Genomic DNA, 18589 nt, shown 5'->3' with positions numbered 1-18589 from the left:
CTACAAGTATAACACGGAGGTGTTTTCTTTTACCTACAAGGAACTTTCATTTGTCAACAGGAACCCTTGAACCTGTTAACAAACGAAACCAGAACAGACAGCTGAACCAGTTGAAACAGCTGTTTTTTGGCTAGGTTGGGGTGGCTAACTTCATTATAGAACTTTCGTTTTTCATCTCAAAGCCCTTCTTTGTGATTATTATATCAAAATTATATTGACAAAACAAATATAAGAGTGTAATATAATGTAAAAAGGAGTATTCTTATGAAAAGACCAATTCATCTCTATATTTTTGTAGCTCTATCAGCTATTGCAAGTCTCTTGCGGGTCTACAATGCATTTTTCTCACATTATAATGAGGAAGCCATGCTTCAACTGGTGCAAAGTGCTCCAAGTATAGACGAAAACTTCCTCATCTATACCAAGGAGGCTATCGGTTTCCAAACAAATCTTATCAATAAGGTTCTGGCAGCGCTTTTGCTGTTGACCGTAGTAGCAACAATCGTCTTCCTCTTCATGAAAAAGAACGAGCAGGCCTCCTTTACCTATCTCGGTTATGTCTTTGGAGCCTTGTTATTTAACACCTACGCCTTTATTGGTGGTAAGGGCTTAGTCTCTATCTTCACGGATGAATTGACCCGCCAAGGAACATCTGCAACCTTGATGGGAGGCTATATTGTCAATATTGTCTTGTTTGCTATCTATTTTGGTGTGACTGTATTTTTCCATTTGCGTAAGCCCAAGGAAAAGCCAAATGCAGCAACCAATGCAACCGACATCTAATAATTAGAAAATGCACAGCCGATGTAGCGTGTGCATTTTTTTGTTGCTTAAGGTAGGGCAATGTAGCGACGAGCACCAGAATAGGATAAGTAGCTCAACCATAGCTTGCCTTCTGCCTGAACGATTCGGTCATAGTTGACGCTTTGACCGACGTCATAGTAGGCTAGAATCGAAGCTGATAAACTAGCTTGATTTCGAATGGGCAATCGGTTCTTGAAGGTATAGGTGCCCGGCGAAGGTAGGACCGGTGTGCTTGGGCTGGTTGGTGCAGGTTTTGGAGTAGGTGTGGTCGTAGTAGTAGCGGTTGTTGTCAATTTTTTAATCGGTATATAGCGACGATTTCCAGCAAAGCTGAGGTAGCTAATCCACTGGTAGCCGTCTGCTTCCAAGACACGGTCGTAGTTAACGCTTTGCCCTGCTTGATAGTTTGCCAAGGTTGGACTAGCTATTTTTGCCTCAGCCTTGATGGCGGTTTGGGCGGTGAAAGTGTAGGTTCCGCTTGGAGCTAGGTTGGTTGTTGAACTTGCAGGCTTGGTTGGTGTCGTCGAGACCGGTGTAGTGGTAGTCGCTCCAGAATAGCCGGTCAAGTCCTTGAAATGAATATAGCCGCTGACTGAATTTTTATGAATCCAGCGTTTATTGTAACTTTCATTATAGTTAAAATTATATTCTTCAATCTCTACCATATCACCATTGATAGCGGATACCCAGGCCACGTGCATGCTATTCCACCAAGCAACAGAGCCGATGGCAGGGTTCATGTCTACGCGGTAGCCTTCACGTTGGGCGCGGTAACCCCAAACATCGGCATTACCGTAAGCACGCGGTAGGGTAAAGCCGTTTGTAGTACTGAGGCGGAAGGCGACGAAGGATGTGCACTGGCGCGTGTACATTCCCCAAGGGTCGACCTGCCAGCCAATTTTATAGGGATAGTTGTCCCCAAGGGCTACAGATGTGGTTGTTGTGCTAGCTGTTCGCGTTTGGTTACTTGGAGCGACCGCAGTGCGCGCGGTCCCAGTATTTGTCGTGGTATTGCTTGTCCCAGCTGTTTGCTGGATTGTTACGGTTCTGGCTTGGTTTTGGGAAATGGCAGAGCTACCGCTGGTAGTTGCAGGAGCTACTGCTTGTATCGTACTTGTATTTGTTTGTGGGGTAATCACTTCTTGTGGCTTGGAAATTATTCCTGCATCACTGGTCTTTGTAGCAGTCGTTTGCTGGCTGGCTTGGTTTGTATTGGTAGAAGATGTACTTGTTTGACTTGCCTGACTCGTTTGAACTGGGCTACCTGCTTGTGCCGTAGAAGGATTGGTGGTAGAAGCTGTCGTATTAGCCGCAACCAATTGGGCATTTAGCAGACTGACAGTTGCCAGCAGGACTGAGGCAGCACCGAAAGAATATTTTCGGATAGAAAAGCGTGATGCATGGTTTGTAAGTGATTGTTTTGTCATTCAGACTCCTTTGAAAAATTTTTATGTGGAAGTTTCGGAGGCAGTCAATCATATTGTTCAGGATTGGGGGTTAGAACCTGTATTCACATCTCGGCATTTGAGCTAATTAAGGTAGCTTACTTGTGACTACAGTTTCTTAGTTCTTTATGAAATTTAGATTTATATTGAATGAACCTCACATTCAGATTCGTTGCTTATACTCAATGAAAATCAAAAGTAGCCTAGGAAACGACGCCGAAGGTAGAACTGGAGTTCACCAAGGCAAGTTGACAACGGATAAGATGATTTTCGAAGAGTATTAATCTGGATATGACCTTCATTGAGCATTCGGAGTTGATTGACTGCTCCTCGCCTCCTCACTTACTCTGTTCGCAAGTCGGCTGGAATTTTTCCAAAAAAATTGGGAAAAATAAAAAATCCTTAACCAAAATGGTCAAGGATTGGGATGGATTACATTTTTTCAGGGGCTTGGACACCGAGAAGGCGGAGAGCCTCTTTGAGAACGACACCAGTTGCGTAGGCAAGGGCCAGACGGCTGTCACGTTCTGGGCTTTCGTCCAGGATACGTGTGTGGGCGTAGTATTTGTTGAAGGCTTGAGCCAGATTGATGGCGTATTTGGCAATCAAAGATGGGTCAAATTTGTCACCGGCACGTTCAACAACATTTGAGAAGTTTTGGATGTGCTTGATGATATCCCAGCTTTCTGCGTCAGCCAGCTTGTAGTCATTGTCAGCGCTTGGTGTAAAGTCAGCCTTGCGCAGGATAGACTGGATGCGGGCGTATGCGTATTGAACATAAGGACCAGTCTCACCTTCGAAGGATACCATAGCCTCTAGATCAAAGTCATAGCCGTTGTCGCGGTCGGTTTTAAGGTCGTAGAACTTAACAGCCCCGACCCCGACTGCATGCGCCACCTCTTCCTTGTTTTCCAGGTCTGGATTTTTAGCTTCGATTTGAGAAAGGGCGCGTGAGATAGCCTCATCAAGCGTCGGCTCGAGCAGGATAATATTTCCCTTACGAGTAGACAATTTTTTCTTGTCTTTTGTCACCAAGCCGAAGGTGATATGTTTCATATCGTCGCTCCAGTTGAAACCCATTTCCTTGAGAACAGCTTTCAGTTGCTTGAAGTGGTTAATTTGCTCCTGGCCAACGACGTAGATGTTTTTCACGAAGTCATAAGTGCGCTTGCGGTACATAGCTGTAGCGATGTCGCGGGTGATATAAAGTGTGGCACCGTCTGTTTTCATAATGAGGGCTGGTGGCAGGTTGTAGCTTTCCAAATCTACAATGCGGGCACCTTTAGACTCATGGAGCAGGCCTTTTTCTTCTAAGATTTGAATTCCTTCATCCATCTTGTCATTGTAGAAGGCTTCACCGTTGAAACTGTCGAAGGTAACGCCTAGCTTGTCGTAGATGCGGTTAAATTCCACCAAACTTTCGTCGCGGAACCATTGCCACAATTCTTTTGCTTCAGGGTCGCCGTCTTCCAATTTTTTGAACCATTGGCGAGCTTCTTCGTCCAGTTCAGGTTTTTCTTCGGCCTCAGCATTGATACGGACATAGAGTTTGAGCAATTCAGAGATTGGGTCAGCTTCAACCGCTGCCTTGTCGCCCCAGAGTTTGTAAGCAACAATCAGCATACCGAACTGTTTGCCCCAGTCGCCCAGGTGGTTGATACGAATTGGCTTGTAGCCCAGTTTTGCATGGATATTTGCCAGAGCGTCCCCGATAACGGTCGAACGGAGGTGGCCAACAGAGAAGGGTTTTGCGATATTAGGACTAGACATATCGATAGTGACATTGCGGTCTTGACCGATAGTTAGTTGACCGTAGTCTGCCTTTTCGGTGATGACCTGGGTCAGGACATCGTGCGAAATTGCGGCCTTGTCCAAGAAGAAGTTGACATAAGGACCAGTTGCCACGACTTTTTCAAAACCTGCAGTATCCAGCTTTTCAACAATGTCAGCTGCGATGGCTTGTGGTGCCTTGCGCTCAACCTTTGCTAGTGAGAAAGCCGGAAAGGCGATGTCGCCCATTTCGGATGACTTTGGTTTTTCAAGCAGTGCATAAATGGCTTCAACTTCCAAGTTAGGAAGCACAGCAGCCAATTTTTCAGCAATCATTTGTTTATGATTCATAAAAATCCCTCCAGGAGTTATTGATTCTATTTTAACATAATTCTAAGTCAATAGTTGTGAAAAATGATATAATATTTATAAATATACATTCAGAGGTAAGATGATGAACAAGCTAGAACGCCATGACTTGATCAAGTCTATGATTCGTCAAGAAAAAATCGGTCGTCAAACAGATATTCAAAGAGGCCTGGAAGAGCAGGGGGTTGTGGTAACGCAGACCACTCTTTCTAGGGATTTGCGAGAGCTGGGAGTTGTGAAAGTGTATGAGAGTGGACGATCCTATTATTCCATGACTGTCGAGGATGACCAGGTCCACTTTGTCCAATTGCTGGCCCAGTATGCCTACAAGGTCGAGCGCGCTAGTTTTATCTTGGTACTCCACTCAGACTTGGGTGAAGCGGCCTTGATGGCCAATATTATTGACGCGGAAAAGCCTGCGCCAATCTTGGGAACCATTGCAGGAGCTGATACCCTCTTAGTCATTTGCCGAGACGAGTCAGCGGCCCAGCAGGTAGAGGCAGAGATTAACTCTTATTTAGTATAGAATGTGAGAGACTATGGCAACAGAAAAAATTTCTCCAGGAATGCAGCAGTATCTGGATATTAAGGCACAATATCCAGATGCTTTTTTGCTTTTCCGTATGGGAGACTTTTACGAGTTATTTTATGAAGATGCGGTCGAGGCGGCTCAGATTTTGGAGCTGTCTCTGACTAGTCGCAATAAGAATGCGGACAATCCTATTCCCATGGCCGGTGTGCCTTACCATGCGGCCCAGCAATATATTGACACGTTGGTGGAGCTGGGGCATAAGGTCGCCATTGCTGAGCAGATGGAGGATCCTAAGCAGGCTGTCGGTGTGGTCAAGCGTGAAGTAGTTCAGGTCATCACTCCGGGGACGGTGACGGATTCCTCGAAAATGGGAGCCGACAGCAATTTCTTGGTTGCCATTGAGCGTAGCGGGGCTCATTTTGCCCTGTCTTATATGGACGTGGCAACCGGACAATTTTTCGTGACTAGTTTGGATGATTTTGCTAGTCTCTGCGGAGAAATCCGCAATCTGCGGGCGCGTGAAGTGGTCATCGGCTTTACCCTTTCTGAAGAGGAAGAGCAGGTGTTTGCCAATCAGATGAATCTGCTCCTGTCTTTTGAGGATGAGGTTGCAGATGATGTTCATCTGATTGACCAATCCTTGACGGACTTGGAGAAGGCTGCGGCAGGGAAATTGTTGTCTTATTTGCATAGGACCCAGATGCGAGATTTGGCGCATTTGCAAAAGGTAGTCCACTATGAAATCAAGGATTATTTGCAGATGGATTATGCGACCAAGTCCAGTCTGGATTTGCTGGAAAATGGGCGAACTGGCAAAAAGCATGGCAGTCTTTACTGGCTCATGGATGAGACCAAGACGGCTATGGGGATGCGGCTCTTGCGGACTTGGATTGACCGTCCTTTGATTGATCAGGGGCGAATTGAGGCGCGGCAGGCAGTTGTGCAGGTCTTTTTGGATTATTTCTTTGAGCGTAGCGACTTGATTGAGGCGCTGAAAGGGGTCTATGATATTGAGCGCTTGGCCAGCCGAGTATCCTTCGGGAAAACCTTGCCCAAGTATCTCTTGCAACTTTCTCAGACCTTGGGAAATGTGCCGGCTATCAAAAATATCCTGTCGCAGATGGGAGAGCCTGCTCTGGCTAGCTTGGTTCAGGGGCTGGATCCCATCCCAGAACTTCATGCGCTGATTAGCTCTGCTATTGACCCAGAGGCCAATGGACCGATTACCGATGGCAATATCATTAAGACGGGCTTTGATGAAAGGCTGGATCAGTATCGTCTGGTCATGCGTGAGGGTGCGGGCTGGATTGCGGAGATTGAGGCCAAGGAGCGTGAAGCGTCTGGTATCAACAATCTCAAGATTGATTACAACAAAAAGGATGGTTACTATTTCCATGTGACCAATTCCAATCTGGCCAATGTGCCAGCTCATTTTTTCCGTAAGGCGACGCTGAAAAATTCGGAGCGCTATGGGACGGAAGAATTATCCAAAATCGAAGGTCAGATGCTGGAGGCGCGTGACAAATCAGCCAATCTGGAGTACGAGATTTTTATGCGCATCCGTCAAGAAGTGGAGAAATACATCGGTCGCCTGCAGAAATTGGCTCGTACCATTGCGACTATTGATGTCCTGCAGTCTTTTGCGGTTGTGGCGGAGCAAGAGCGCTTGGTTTGTCCGACCTTTACGGAGCACCGCGAATTGACCATTGACCGAGGTCGTCATGCCGTAGTGGAAAAGGTTATGGGTAAGCAGACCTATATTCCCAACTCAATCCATCTGGATGCGGAAACTCACATGCAGCTGATTACGGGGCCCAACATGTCTGGTAAATCGACCTATATGCGCCAGCTGGCTATGATTGTTATCATGGCGCAGATGGGTTCCTATGTGCCGGCTGATCAGGCGGAATTGCCAATTTTTGATGCGATTTTCACTCGGATTGGTGCGGCGGATGATTTGGTCAGTGGGCAGTCGACTTTCATGGTAGAAATGATGGAGGCCAACAAGGCTGTGCGTTTGGCGACAGACCGCTCGCTCATTCTCTTTGACGAGTTGGGGCGTGGGACAGCGACTTACGACGGTATGGCTCTGGCCCAGTCCATTATTGAGTATATCCACGACAAGATTGGTGCTAAGACCTTATTTGCGACCCATTACCATGAATTGACCGAGCTAGGACAGACCTTGGAGCACTTGGAGAATGTCCATGTGTCGACCTTGGAGCAAAATGGTCAGGTGACCTTCCTTCACAAGATTGCGCCAGGTCCTGCCGACAAGTCTTACGGTATCCATGTGGCCAAAATCGCAGGTATGCCAGAGGACTTGCTCAAACGGGCGGATAGTATTTTGCAGCAATTGGAAAATCATGCGCCGTCCAGTCAGCCTAGTCAGCCAAATCTAGTGAGTGAACCAGCCTTGGGGCAGTTGGATTTATTTGCAGAAATTAGCAGCCATCCTGTGTTGGATGAATTGCAGGCTCTGGACATCTACAATATGACCCCGATGGAAGTCATGATGGCGGTGGCAGAGCTGAAGAAAAAGTTGTGAAATGGGCGCCGGCAAGAAGAAATAATTGAGGTAAGGAATGAAAAAAATCACGACAACTCATTTTACATGGTTGGTGGCAGATGCGGGCGAGACAACAGATATTGATTTTTTGAAGGAAAATCTCCATTTGGATTCGGAAATCCTGTCCTACGTATTGGATAAAAACGAATTTGCGCGTTTGGAGTATGATAAACATAGTCAGGAACTTTTGGTGATTTACAATGCCCTGCGTTCAAATTCTAAGTCAGATTTGACCTACCAGACAGCTCCGGTGTCTCTCTTTGTATCTGGCAATCAGTTACTGACGATTTTTGGTGAGGATACCAATTATCTGCAGGCCAGTTTTGAACGAATATTGCAAAGGCGACAGGATGCGACCATGCTAGAATTTGTTTTCACTGCCCTGTTTCTGATTTCAAAAGCCTATTTCCCAGTTCTGGAGAAATTGAACCGCAAAAGTTCGGAATTGAACAGGGTCTTGCGCGATGAGACGACCAAAAAATCTCTTTTTGAATTGTCAGATTTGGGAACTGGTCTAGTTTATATGGCCTCTGCCAGCAAGCAAAATGCTTTGTTATTGGAACAATTGCAGGGGCAGACCTTTTACAAAAGCTTGTCGGAAGATGAACTGGAACAATTGGAAGATGCTCACATCGAGGCCCGTCAGCTGATGGAGATGACCAATCTATCAGCCCAAGTCATCGAGAAGTTGGAAGGCACCTACAATAATGTCCTTAACAACAATTTGAACGATACCATGAAAACCATGACCAAATTATCTATCCTTTTGGCCATCCCAGCCATTGTCACAGGATTTTTCGGTATGAACGTGGAACTTCCTAGTATTTTCATGAAAATCAGCCAGTCTTGGTTTTGGGTCATTATCCTCTCGGCGGGGCTGTGGGTAGTGATTGCACTCTTTCTCAATCGCATTATGCGCAAGGAGACTAGACGTTAAAATGATGTTAGTCAGAACAGTGGTTCTGGCTTTTTTGCCGTTTAGACGTGGAATTTGACCGAATGGCGACAGGCTATTGAAATTCGTCTGTTAATGGGTTTTAATAGTCTTAGAAGTTAGCTGGCTTTGAAAAAAGAAGGGAGAGCATATGAAAGTGAAGGTTGCTATCTCGCCCGAAATCCTAGAAGATTTGGTTACGGTTGAAGCGAGAAAATTAACATCACAGATTAGTAGCTTGGTGGAAATGATTGAGACCTTTGGTAGGCAGGCGGAGCGTCTGACGGTCAAAAAAGGTGAGGAGGTTCACTTGTTGGAGTTGTCGGAGATTTACCGACTCTATTTGGAAAATAAAATATTGCAGATTGAGACGAGGGATGCAGTTTACCAGTCAGATTTGCGGCTTTATCAGGTCAAGGAGGCATTGTCATTGGATTTTCTACAGGTCTCTCAGTCAGAAATCATCAACTTGAAGCAATTGGGTCACTTAAAACAGACACCTAATGGCTTGGTCAAGTTAGTCATGAAAAATGGGGCGGGAACATATTCCTCTCGCCGTTATTTGAAAGTTATTAAAGAAAGGTTAGGATTATGAAAAAATATCTCTTATCGGCATCTTTGGGTGTCACCATTGGTAGTTTAATTTCAATTGTTATGGCAAGCTTCTTTGGCGAAGGTTACTATTTGCCAATTAATCCTCATTCGACCATGGGAGCCATTTATCTGGAGCGGTTTTCGCAGCCGCTGATTATGCTGATTTCGGTTGTTATTTGGGGGGCAATTGGTGTGCTCTTCCAAGCTGCGGACAAGATTTTTGAGCAAGATTGGAGCTTGGTGCGGATGACGGTGATGCATTTTCTGGTAACGGCAATCGGTTTTACACCGCTATCGATTTTAGCGGGATGGTTTCCAGTCAATCTTGCAGGACTGCTCTTTTTCTGGATGCTCTTTATCTTGATTTATGCCTTGATTTATTGGTTTAATATCCATCAGATGCGCCAACAAATTGAACGAATCAATCGTTCTTTGGATAAATAAGCAAAATTTGCTACAATGGATATTGGAATAAACAAGGAGTTTTCATGAAGACAATTCAACTTGTATTTTTTGGTTTTTTCTTATTGTTTAATTGTGGCTATATTCTTTATAATCTCATCACAGGCTTTGATTGGTCTCAAATTCTCTTGCCAGTTGCCTTTGCCCTGTTTAGCGGATGGGGATGTTACTCACTTTTTAAGGAGATGAAACAAGCCAAATAATCTCTTATAAGTAAAACATTCTTCTAAGGTTAGGGAGTATCGTTCTCTTTTTATAAATTGCCCGTTCTTTTTAGCTGATATAGAAGAAATCGATAGGATATTGTCTTTGTGCTATAATAAAAGATATGACAAATGAGAGAACTAAAACAAATCATATTATTGAATTGCCAGATATTCTAGCCAATCAGATTGCAGCCGGAGAGGTCATCGAGCGACCTGCTAGTGTGGTTAAGGAGTTGGTGGAGAACTCGATTGATGCTGGTGCGAGCCAGATTCAGATTGTGATTGAAGAAGCGGGGCTCAAGGCCATTCAAATTACGGACAACGGCGAGGGCATTGCGCATGATGAGGTGCGCTTGGCCCTTCGCCGTCATGCGACTAGCAAGATAAAAAATCAAGCGGACCTTTTTCGTATTCGGACCTTGGGTTTTCGTGGTGAGGCCCTGCCCTCTATCGCCTCTGTCAGCCAGATGGTGATTGAAACGGCCACTGCGGATCATCCTCACGGCATCTTGCTGGAGGCTAAGGGCGGGGTAGTTGAAAAAGAAGAACCTATCAGCCGTCCAGTCGGGACTCAGATGACGGTTTCGGATTTATTTTACAATACCCCTGCTCGGCTCAAATATGTCCGCAGCCAGCAGGCCGAATTATCTCACATTATCGACGTTGTCAACCGTCTCAGCCTAGCCCATCCAGAAATCAGCTTTACTCTGATAAATGAAGGTCGGGAATTGCTTGCCACTGCTGGAACAGGCAATCTCCGTCAGGCCATTTCTGGTGTCTACGGCATTGCATCGGCTAAGAAAATGGTTGAAATTGTTGCCGAGGACTTGGATTTTCAGGTGTCGGGCTATGTTTCCTTACCCGAATTGACCCGGGCCAACCGCAACTACATCAGCATTTTCATCAACGGCCGCTACATCAAGAATTTCCTGCTTAACCGAGCGATTTTGGAAGGATATGGCAGTAAGCTCATGGTCGGACGTTTTCCACTGGCGGTGCTTGCCATTGAGATTGACCCTTATCTTGCTGATGTCAATGTCCATCCGACCAAGCAGGAAGTCCGTATTTCCAAGGAAAAGGAGCTGATGCAGCTCATTCGTGAAGCCATTGCTCAAGCCCTCAAGGAGCAAGATTTGATTCCAGATGCTTTGGAAAATCTGGCCAAATCCAGCACGCGGACCAAGGTCAAAGCTGAGCAGACGACGTTACCGTTGCGTGAGACCAATCTCTACTACGACACGGTCAAGCAAGATTTCTTCCTCAAGCCAGAGGTTGTGGCGGAGGAGATTGCGCCATTGGAAATGGCAGAGCAGTCGAGTCAGCCTGAGCCTAAGGCTGCAGCTATCAAATTTGCCCAGCGTTTGTCAGCAGACGAGCAGGATGCCGAGCATCCAGCCCTCAGTCAGAAAGAATTAGCCAAGTTGGCCAATCAGCTGGACAAAGAACAGACGTCGACCTTCCCAGAATTGGAATATTTTGGTCAGATGCACGGAACCTATCTCTTCGCTCAAGGCAAGGGCGGTCTCTATATCATTGACCAGCACGCTGCTCAGGAGCGGGTCAAGTACGAATACTACCGTGAGAAAATTGGCGAGGTGGACAATTCTGCCCAGCAACTGTTGGTACCCTACATTTTTGAATTTCCGCAAAATGATGCCCTGACCCTGTCCAGTAAGTTGGACAGCCTGCGCCAGGTCGGCATCAATTTAGAAGAGTACGGTAGCAACCAATTCATACTGCGGGAACATCCGATATGGATGCAGGAAGAGGAGATTGAGTCTGGGGTCTATGAGATGTGTGACATGTTGCTCTTGACCGACCAAGTTTCCATCAAGCAGTATCGGGCTGAGTTGGCTATTATGATGTCCTGCAAGCGGTCGATTAAGGCTAACCATGCCTTGGATGACTATTCGGCGCGTGATTTATTGAGACAATTATCCCATTGTCAAAATCCTTATAACTGCCCGCACGGTCGCCCAGTCTTAGTGCATTTTAGCAAGTCGGACATGGAAAAAATGTTCAGACGCATTCAGGAAAATCATACGAGTTTGCGAGAATTAGGGAAGTATTAAGGATTTTAACATCCCTGTAAAAGCATTTGGACTAGCTATTTTTACCGCCAGCTTGTAAAGTAAAGGAGGAAACATGACTCATCTTGGACAGCTTATTCACATGGAGCGAACAAAACGACAGGAATCTCAAGAAACCTTGGCAAAAGCAATCGGAGTGTCACGGCAAACAGTCTTAAACTGGGAAAAAGGTCGCACCTTACCTGATAGTGCCAGTCTAGTCAGTATTGCCCAACGTTATCATCTCTCTTTTGACCAGCTGATTGGCTTACGAGTCAAGGCTAAGAAAAGGCGGGTCTGGATAAATTACCTGATTCTCCTAATCCTATTCAGTCTAGGTATCTTTGTCGGTGGCAATGCCACTCTCTTGCTCCCTTTCCTCATCGTTTTTCTCCTAATCGGTTTCCTTATCCAAGAATTCATGTTGACCAAATCTTTATAAAGTGAGGTCATCGTATGGTCCGAAAGGATAGACTATTTATTGCATTTATTGTTCTTGGTATGCTCAATCTGCTAGTCAAGCTTCACCGCTATTTAGGATTTAGTCCGATTCATAGTCTTTATTACCAGCTTGCTAGTTTTGTCTTGCTATTTGCACTTGGCATATACCACTATAGAAAGCTCCTTTGGACTGATTTTGGAAAAATGTGGAGCTGGAAACTGCTTTATCAATTCCCTTTGTTTTATCTTGCAGACTTTTTGGTCATGTATGGAGGAAGTTTTCTCCAATACTTGATAGTGAAATCATTCCATATCTCAGAAGGTATAGGCAATGTCACAGCAGTTAATAAGATAAGCCAAATCGTCCCACTTCCAATCTTTTTGCTGATAGTGGGAATCATCGGTCCAATTGTTGAAGAATTTTTTTATCGAAAATTTTTACAGGATAGTCTGAAAAATATTTTAAATCCATGGTTGGCTATTGTCTTGCAAGGTCTCATTTTTGGCTTAGGGCATGCTAAATCTCTGGATAGTTCAGAAATTATCAACACGATTCCCCAGATTTGTTCGGGTATTTACTTGGGTTATCTCTATCACAGAACAGGCAATCTTTGTTATCCGATGCTCGTTCATTGTGTAGGAAACCTCTCCGTCGGATACTGAAATACGGCTTCGCTATCAATAGCGAGGCTTTTATGATACAATATTAAGAATAAAATTATCATCGATCAAGGGAAAAATATGTACGACTATATCAAAGGAATTTTAACGAAAATAACTGCAAAATATATTGTGATAGAAACGCATGGAGTAGGATATATCTTGCAAGTTGCTAACCCCTACGCCTATTCAGGACAAGTCCAGCAAGAAGTGACTGTCTATACTCATCAGGTGATTCGTGAAGATGCTCATTTGCTCTACGGATTTGCTACAGAAAATGAAAAATCCGTCTTTCTGAGTCTGATTTCAGTATCAGGTATTGGTCCAACAACGGCTCTGGCTATTATTGCTGTTGATGATAATGATGGGCTTGTTCGTGCTATTGAGCAAAAAAATATTACTTATCTGACCAAGTTTCCAAAGATTGGCAAGAAAACAGCCCAGCAGATGATTTTGGACCTAGAAGGCAAGTTTGTCATGAGCGAAGAAGCGGGTCCTGTCCAACAAGTAGCACCATCTAGTGAAAATATCGCCCTTGAAGAAGCCATGGAAGCTATGGAAGCTCTCGGATATCGACCAGCTGAACTTAAGAAAGTCAAGAATTTCTTCGAGGGTACGACCGATACTGCCGAAAATTATATCAAGTCTGCCCTCAAGATGCTGATGAAGTAAGATGTGAGAATGTTTAAAATCCTACAGAAAAATAAGAACCAGTCGCAGTGTCTTTGGACACAAGGCGGGTTATATTGCTCCAAAGGGAGTTAGCTCGAACTCGATTAGAAAACAGATGCTTCAGCATCTAGGAAGTCTTTATCTTTTACCAAGTATCATAGTCAAGATTGATTTTAGTTTCAACACACTAGGGAGGATTGATGCTGAAGCATCTAAGCATTCCACGGTTTCACCAAGAAAAGGAGTTTATATGATTAACCGTTGTTCTTGGGTTAATCTCAACAATCCCCTCTATATAGCCTATCATGATCAAGAATGGGGGCGCCCTTTGCATGAGGAGCAGGTTCTCTTTGAATTGCTCTGTTTAGAGACCTATCAAGCAGGTCTGTCTTGGGAAATTGTGCTCAACAAGCGACAGGCTTTCAAGTCTGTCTTTCATGATTATGACTATCATGCGGTTGCTAGTATGACTGACCAGCAGCTGGATGCCCTGCTCGACAATCCAGCTATTATTCGGCACAAGGCTAAGCTCTACGCGACCCGTTCCAATGCCCAAGCCTTTCTCAAGTTACAGGAAGAATGCGGCAGTTTTGACCATTATATCTGGTCTTGGCTAGCAGGTCGCCCACAGGTCAATTCGGTTGGTGACTACCGTCAAGTTCCTGCTAAAACCTCCCTTTCCGAGGCTATTTCCAAGGACTTGAAAAAACGAGGTTTTAAATTTGTCGGTCCTGTCTGTGTCTATTCTTTCCTACAAGCAGCCGGGCTCATTAACGACCATGAAAATACGTGTGACTGGAAAAATATCTAAAACCATCACCCAATTACGAACTAATAGATAGGCAGGTAACTGCATGCTATCAAAAGTAGAAGGAGGATTATGAAAGCAGAACTCATCGCCGTAGGCACTGAAATTTTGACCGGTCAGATTGTCAATACCAACGCGCAATTTCTATCTGAAAAATGTGCTGAATTGGGTATTGACGTCTATTTTCATACAGCAGTAGGCGATAATGAAAAGCGTCTTTTGTCGGTGTTGGAGATTGCCAGCAAGCGAAGTGATATGGTCATTCTCTGTGGCGGTTTGGGACCGACGGAGGACGATTTGACCAAGCAGACCCTGGCTCAGTTTTTAGGACGCGACTTGGTCTTTGACAAGAGGGCCGTGGACAAGCTGAACCGCTTTTTTGCCAGTCGTCCCGGTCGTATTCGCACACCCAATAATGAGCGTCAGGCTCAATTGGTGGCTGGTTCTATTCCCTTGCACAATCCCACAGGGCTGGCTGTAGGGAGTATGATTGAACAAGACGGCGTTACCTATATTGTCTTGCCAGGACCGCCTAGCGAACTCAAAGCCATGTTTGCCCAGAGTTTGCTGCCGCTGTTGACCCAATCCGAGCAACAACTCTATTCGCGGGTCTTGAGGTTCTTTGGTATCGGCGAGAGTCAGTTGGTTACTATCTTGGCAGACTTGATTGACCAACAGACGGACCCGACTCTAGCCCCTTATGCTAAAACAGGGGAAGTCACCCTGCGCCTGTCTACCAAGGCGACCAGTCAGGTAGAGGCAGATGCCAAACTAGCCCAGCTAGAAAAGACGATTCTGGAGCGAGATAATTTAGCAAAATACCTATATGCCTATGGTGAGGACAATAGTCTGGCTAAAACGGTTGCGGATTTGTTGGTTGACAAGCAGCAAACCTTGTCCATTTTGGAGCAGGGAACGGGAGGTCAGTTGCAAGCGGAATTGAGCGCAACCATGACAGACCAGATGTATTTTAGCGGGGGTCAGGTCAGAGGTCAGGGTCCAATCAGCTCGGACAGCTTGGTGACAGAAGCCAGTCAGTTGCGGAAGGAATTGGCGACAGATTTGACTCTGGCTGTTTCGGTGGCTGTCAAACCCCAATCGACTGTTGACAACGTCCTTGCCAAGGTCAGTCTGGTCTTGGTCAGCACCTCTGGGATTGTCCAAAAAGAAGTGGATTTAGGGGGGTATTCATGGCTCTATCTGCGTCAGTTAGCTTGCCTGCAGGCCTTAGACTTTGTACGAAATACTTTGTGAAATAGCAGAACTTTGCTATAATGGTTTGATTAGAAAAAGAGGAGAAAGAAATTGGCTAAGAAACCATCGAAAAAATTAGAAGAAATTACTAAAAAATATGGAGATGAGCGCAAAAAAGCTTTAGATGACGCTCTCAAGTCTATCGAAAAAGACTTTGGTAAGGGGGCAGTGATGCGCCTGGGTGAGCGTGCCGAGCAAAAGGTTCAGGTCATGAGCTCTGGTAGCTTGTCGATTGACATCGCTCTGGGCGCTGGTGGCTATCCGAAGGGTCGTATCGTCGAGATTTACGGTCCAGAATCATCTGGTAAGACGACGGTTGCCCTTCATGCGGTTGCCCAATGTCAAAAAGAAGGCGGTATTGCAGCCTTTATCGATGCCGAGCATGCTTTGGATCCTGCTTATGCAGCGGCTCTAGGTGTTAACATTGATGAATTGCTCTTGTCGCAGCCGGATTCTGGTGAGCAGGGTTTGGAAATCGCTGGCAAATTGATTGACTCTGGTGCTGTTGATTTGGTCGTTGTCGACTCAGTTGCGGCTCTTGTACCGCGTGCGGAGATTGACGGTGACATCGGTGATAGCCACGTTGGTCTGCAGGCGCGTATGATGTCTCAGGCCATGCGCAAATTGGGTGCATCAATCAACAAAACCAAGACCATTGCTATTTTCATCAACCAACTCCGTGAAAAAGTGGGCGTCATGTTTGGTAACCCAGAAACCACGCCGGGTGGTCGTGCCTTGAAGTTCTATGCCTCTGTTCGTTTGGACGTTCGTGGCAATACCCAAATCAAGGGTACGGGTGAGCAGAAAGACCAGAACGTTGGTAAGGAAACCAAGGTCAAGGTCGTGAAAAACAAGGTCGCTCCGCCATTTAAAGAAGTCGTCGTGGAAATCATGTACGGAGAAGGGATTTCGCAGACGGGCGAGTTGATTCAAATCGGTAGCGACTTGGGTATCATCAAAAAAGCAGGTGCTTGGTATTCTTACAACGATGAGAAAATCGGTCAAGGTTCGGAAAATGCTAAGAAGTTCTTGGCTGAAAATCCAGAAATTTTTGCAGAGATCGACCGCAAAATCCGTATTCACTACGGTTTGATTGAAGATGATAACGCACCAGCTGAAACGGCTGATACAAAGGCGGAAGCTACTGAAGAAGTTCCTGCTACTGAAACAGAAACCAATGTAGAATTGGAAGAAGTAGTACTTGACCTCGATGGCGGCATCGAATTAGAAGAATAATTCCGAAAAAGTCTAGTCTAGCTAGGCTTTTTCTCATAAAAACCGAATTTTCCCCCTTAAATTTAAAGTTTTTTTGCAAAATAGGTCTGCAGACTGAGGGATTTTGTGGTATAATGGTTTATAATGTGTTTACGAAGATGTAGCAAAGGAGTGACTACATGATTAAAATTTATACTGTATCTAGTTGTACCTCTTGTAAGAAAGCAAAAAATTGGTTAAATGCTCACCAACTTTCATACAACGAGCATAACCTTGCAAAAGAAGCTATTACTAAGGAAGAAATTATGAATATTTTGACCAAGACAGAAAATGGTATTGCAAGTATTGTTTCTTCAAAAAACCGTTATGCTAAGAGCTTGGACTTCGATATTGAGGATTTAAGCGTTAATGAGGTTATTGATTTAATTACCTCAAATCCTCGGATTTTGAAAAGCCCGATTCTGATTGACGAGAAACGTCTTCAGGTAGGCTATAAGGAAGATGACATTCGTGCCTTCCTGCCACGCTCAGTGCGTAATGTAGAAAATGCTCAAGCTCGGATGAGAGCAGCCCTATAAAGTAGATGAAAGAACTCTAGCTCTAGGGTTCTTTTATGCTATATCATTGAGTTCAGGGGCTATATATGGTATAATAGACTATAAGATAAGGAAAGAAGGTGTAAGTATGGGATTCACAGAAGAAACTGTCCGTTTTCGTCTGGACGATACAGATAAGCAAGAAATCAGCAAAACGCTGACCAGTGTTTATCGGTCGCTTGACGAGAAAGGCTACAATCCAATCAATCAGATTATTGGCTATGTCTTGAGTGGGGACCCTGCTTATATCCCTCGCTACAATGATGCCCGTAATCAGATTCGTAAACACGAGCGCGACGAAATCATTGAAGAATTGGTACGCTACTACTTGAAAGGGAATGGGATTGACCTCTAATGAGAATTATGGGATTAGATGTCGGTTCAAAAACCGTCGGTGTAGCCATTTCGGATCCCTTGGGTTTTACGGCCCAGGGTTTAGAAATTATTCCTATAAATGAAGAAAAAGGTGAGTTCGGTTTTGAAAGGCTAAGCGAACTTGTTTCCCAGTATAAGGTGGACAAGTTTGTTGTTGGCCTACCCAAGAACATGAACAATACTAGCGGTCCGCGCGTTGAGGCCAGTCAAGCCTACGGTGATTTATTGGTGGAACAGTACGGACTGCCTGTTGATTACCAGGATGAGCGCTTGACCACTGTAGCGGCTGAACGTATGTTGATTGAGCAGGCGGATATCAGTCGCGGAAAACGTAAAAAAGTTATTGACAAATTGGCAGCCCAGCTGATTTTGCAAAATTATTTAGATAGAACATTTTAAAATATAAAGGAGATAAACATGGCACATCATCACGACCATGAACATGACCACAACCACGACGAGCGTGAATTGATTACTTTGGTAGACGACCAAGGTAATGAAACCTTGTTTGAAATTTTATTGACAATTGACGGTCAAGAAGAATTTGGTAAAAACTACGTTCTCTTAATTCCTGCAAGTGCAGAGGAAGATGAGAACGGTGAGGTGGAAATCCAAGCTTACTCGTATATCGAAAACGAGAACGGCACAGAAGGCGATTTGCAACCAATCCCTGAAGACGCAACAGCAGAATGGGATATGATTGAAGAAGTCTTCAACAGCTTTATGGAGGAATAAAAAGGTCCGGGGGACCTTTTTATCTTTTGCTTGAAAAACAGGAGAGCAAAACTAGGTCCGGGGGACCTTTTTATCTTTT

Annotated in this window: 20 protein-coding genes; 18 read left to right on the top strand and 2 right to left on the bottom strand. The window is 44.9% G+C overall.

The window, feature by feature from the left end:
- Positions 1–264: 264 nt before the first annotated feature.
- The gene (locus ACHBIF_RS10950) at positions 265–783 is read left to right on the top strand and encodes a hypothetical protein (protein ID WP_105110245.1); all 519 of its coding nucleotides are present in this window, start codon (positions 265–267) and stop codon (positions 781–783) included.
- Between the two features lie 47 nt (positions 784–830).
- Here ACHBIF_RS10950 and ACHBIF_RS10945 read toward each other — a convergent pair whose 3' ends face one another.
- Positions 831–2231: an SH3 domain-containing protein gene (locus tag ACHBIF_RS10945; RefSeq protein WP_394720468.1), complete on the bottom strand. Its 1401-nt coding sequence runs from the start codon at positions 2229–2231 to the stop codon at positions 831–833.
- Between the two features lie 450 nt (positions 2232–2681).
- The gene (gene argS, locus ACHBIF_RS10940) at positions 2682–4370 is read right to left on the bottom strand and encodes an arginine--tRNA ligase (RefSeq protein ID WP_394720466.1); all 1689 of its coding nucleotides are present in this window, start codon (positions 4368–4370) and stop codon (positions 2682–2684) included.
- Between the two features lie 103 nt (positions 4371–4473).
- On the opposite strand from argS, the gene argR reads away from it, so the two are divergent.
- The 17 genes from argR to ACHBIF_RS10855 all read left to right on the top strand — a co-directional run bounded on the left by argR (position 4474) and on the right by ACHBIF_RS10855 (position 18510).
- Complete coding sequence (argR, locus tag ACHBIF_RS10935; protein ID WP_394720470.1) at positions 4474–4914, top strand: arginine repressor; 441 nt, start codon at positions 4474–4476, stop codon at positions 4912–4914.
- Positions 4915–4927: 13 nt separating this feature from the next.
- A complete protein-coding gene (gene mutS / locus ACHBIF_RS10930; protein ID WP_394720464.1) occupies positions 4928–7468 on the top strand; it encodes a DNA mismatch repair protein MutS in 2541 nt (846 codons plus the stop codon).
- 37 nt (positions 7469–7505) lie between these two features.
- Positions 7506–8426 (top strand): magnesium transporter CorA family protein, encoded by a 921-nt coding sequence (locus ACHBIF_RS10925; RefSeq protein ID WP_257103915.1) that lies wholly within the window; start codon positions 7506–7508, stop codon positions 8424–8426.
- A 148-nt stretch (positions 8427–8574) separates the two neighbouring features.
- Positions 8575–9018 carry a LytTR family transcriptional regulator DNA-binding domain-containing protein gene (locus ACHBIF_RS10920; protein WP_172096631.1) on the top strand — a complete coding sequence of 148 codons (444 nt, stop codon included), beginning with the start codon at positions 8575–8577 and terminating at the stop codon, positions 9016–9018.
- Positions 9015–9461 (top strand): DUF3021 domain-containing protein, encoded by a 447-nt coding sequence (locus ACHBIF_RS10915; RefSeq protein WP_125266297.1) that lies wholly within the window; start codon positions 9015–9017, stop codon positions 9459–9461. The genes ACHBIF_RS10920 and ACHBIF_RS10915 overlap by 4 nt, the downstream gene beginning before the upstream one ends.
- 44 nt (positions 9462–9505) lie before the next feature.
- Positions 9506–9682 carry a hypothetical protein gene (locus tag ACHBIF_RS10910; RefSeq protein WP_161942998.1) on the top strand — a complete coding sequence of 59 codons (177 nt, stop codon included), beginning with the start codon at positions 9506–9508 and terminating at the stop codon, positions 9680–9682.
- Between the two features lie 125 nt (positions 9683–9807).
- Positions 9808–11757 carry a DNA mismatch repair endonuclease MutL gene (gene mutL / locus ACHBIF_RS10905; protein WP_394720461.1) on the top strand — a complete coding sequence of 650 codons (1950 nt, stop codon included), beginning with the start codon at positions 9808–9810 and terminating at the stop codon, positions 11755–11757.
- A 73-nt stretch (positions 11758–11830) separates the two neighbouring features.
- A complete protein-coding gene (locus tag ACHBIF_RS10900; RefSeq protein ID WP_172095138.1) occupies positions 11831–12196 on the top strand; it encodes a helix-turn-helix domain-containing protein in 366 nt (121 codons plus the stop codon).
- Between the two features lie 14 nt (positions 12197–12210).
- Positions 12211–12858, top strand: coding sequence for a CPBP family intramembrane glutamic endopeptidase (locus ACHBIF_RS10895; protein WP_394720458.1), 648 nt, complete (start codon positions 12211–12213; stop codon positions 12856–12858).
- A gap of 78 nt (positions 12859–12936) precedes the next feature.
- Positions 12937–13527, top strand: a complete 591-nt coding sequence (gene ruvA / locus ACHBIF_RS10890; protein ID WP_172059361.1) for a Holliday junction branch migration protein RuvA — start codon at positions 12937–12939, stop codon at positions 13525–13527.
- 250 nt (positions 13528–13777) lie between these two features.
- Positions 13778–14338, top strand: a complete 561-nt coding sequence (locus tag ACHBIF_RS10885) for a DNA-3-methyladenine glycosylase I (protein ID WP_394720456.1) — start codon at positions 13778–13780, stop codon at positions 14336–14338.
- 69 nt (positions 14339–14407) lie between these two features.
- Positions 14408–15589, top strand: coding sequence for a competence/damage-inducible protein A (locus ACHBIF_RS10880; RefSeq protein WP_105122397.1), 1182 nt, complete (start codon positions 14408–14410; stop codon positions 15587–15589).
- A gap of 51 nt (positions 15590–15640) precedes the next feature.
- Positions 15641–16825, top strand: coding sequence for a recombinase RecA (gene recA / locus ACHBIF_RS10875; RefSeq protein ID WP_394720453.1), 1185 nt, complete (start codon positions 15641–15643; stop codon positions 16823–16825).
- A gap of 158 nt (positions 16826–16983) precedes the next feature.
- The gene (gene spx, locus ACHBIF_RS10870) at positions 16984–17382 is read left to right on the top strand and encodes a transcriptional regulator Spx (protein WP_105111770.1); all 399 of its coding nucleotides are present in this window, start codon (positions 16984–16986) and stop codon (positions 17380–17382) included.
- A 106-nt stretch (positions 17383–17488) separates the two neighbouring features.
- Entirely contained in the window at positions 17489–17755 is a 267-nt protein-coding gene (locus tag ACHBIF_RS10865; RefSeq protein WP_105111771.1) for an IreB family regulatory phosphoprotein, read from the top strand.
- Positions 17755–18174 carry a Holliday junction resolvase RuvX gene (ruvX, locus tag ACHBIF_RS10860; RefSeq protein ID WP_105138617.1) on the top strand — a complete coding sequence of 140 codons (420 nt, stop codon included), beginning with the start codon at positions 17755–17757 and terminating at the stop codon, positions 18172–18174. Before ACHBIF_RS10865 ends, ruvX begins: the two co-directional genes overlap by 1 nt.
- A gap of 18 nt (positions 18175–18192) precedes the next feature.
- Complete coding sequence (locus ACHBIF_RS10855; RefSeq protein ID WP_004195480.1) at positions 18193–18510, top strand: DUF1292 domain-containing protein; 318 nt, start codon at positions 18193–18195, stop codon at positions 18508–18510.
- Positions 18511–18589 lie beyond the last annotated feature (79 nt).

This window comes from Streptococcus sp. A11 (genome assembly GCF_043674225.1).
GTDB lineage: Bacteria > Bacillota > Bacilli > Lactobacillales > Streptococcaceae > Streptococcus > Streptococcus suis_V.
This window is presented reverse-complemented; position numbering and strand designations above follow the sequence as displayed.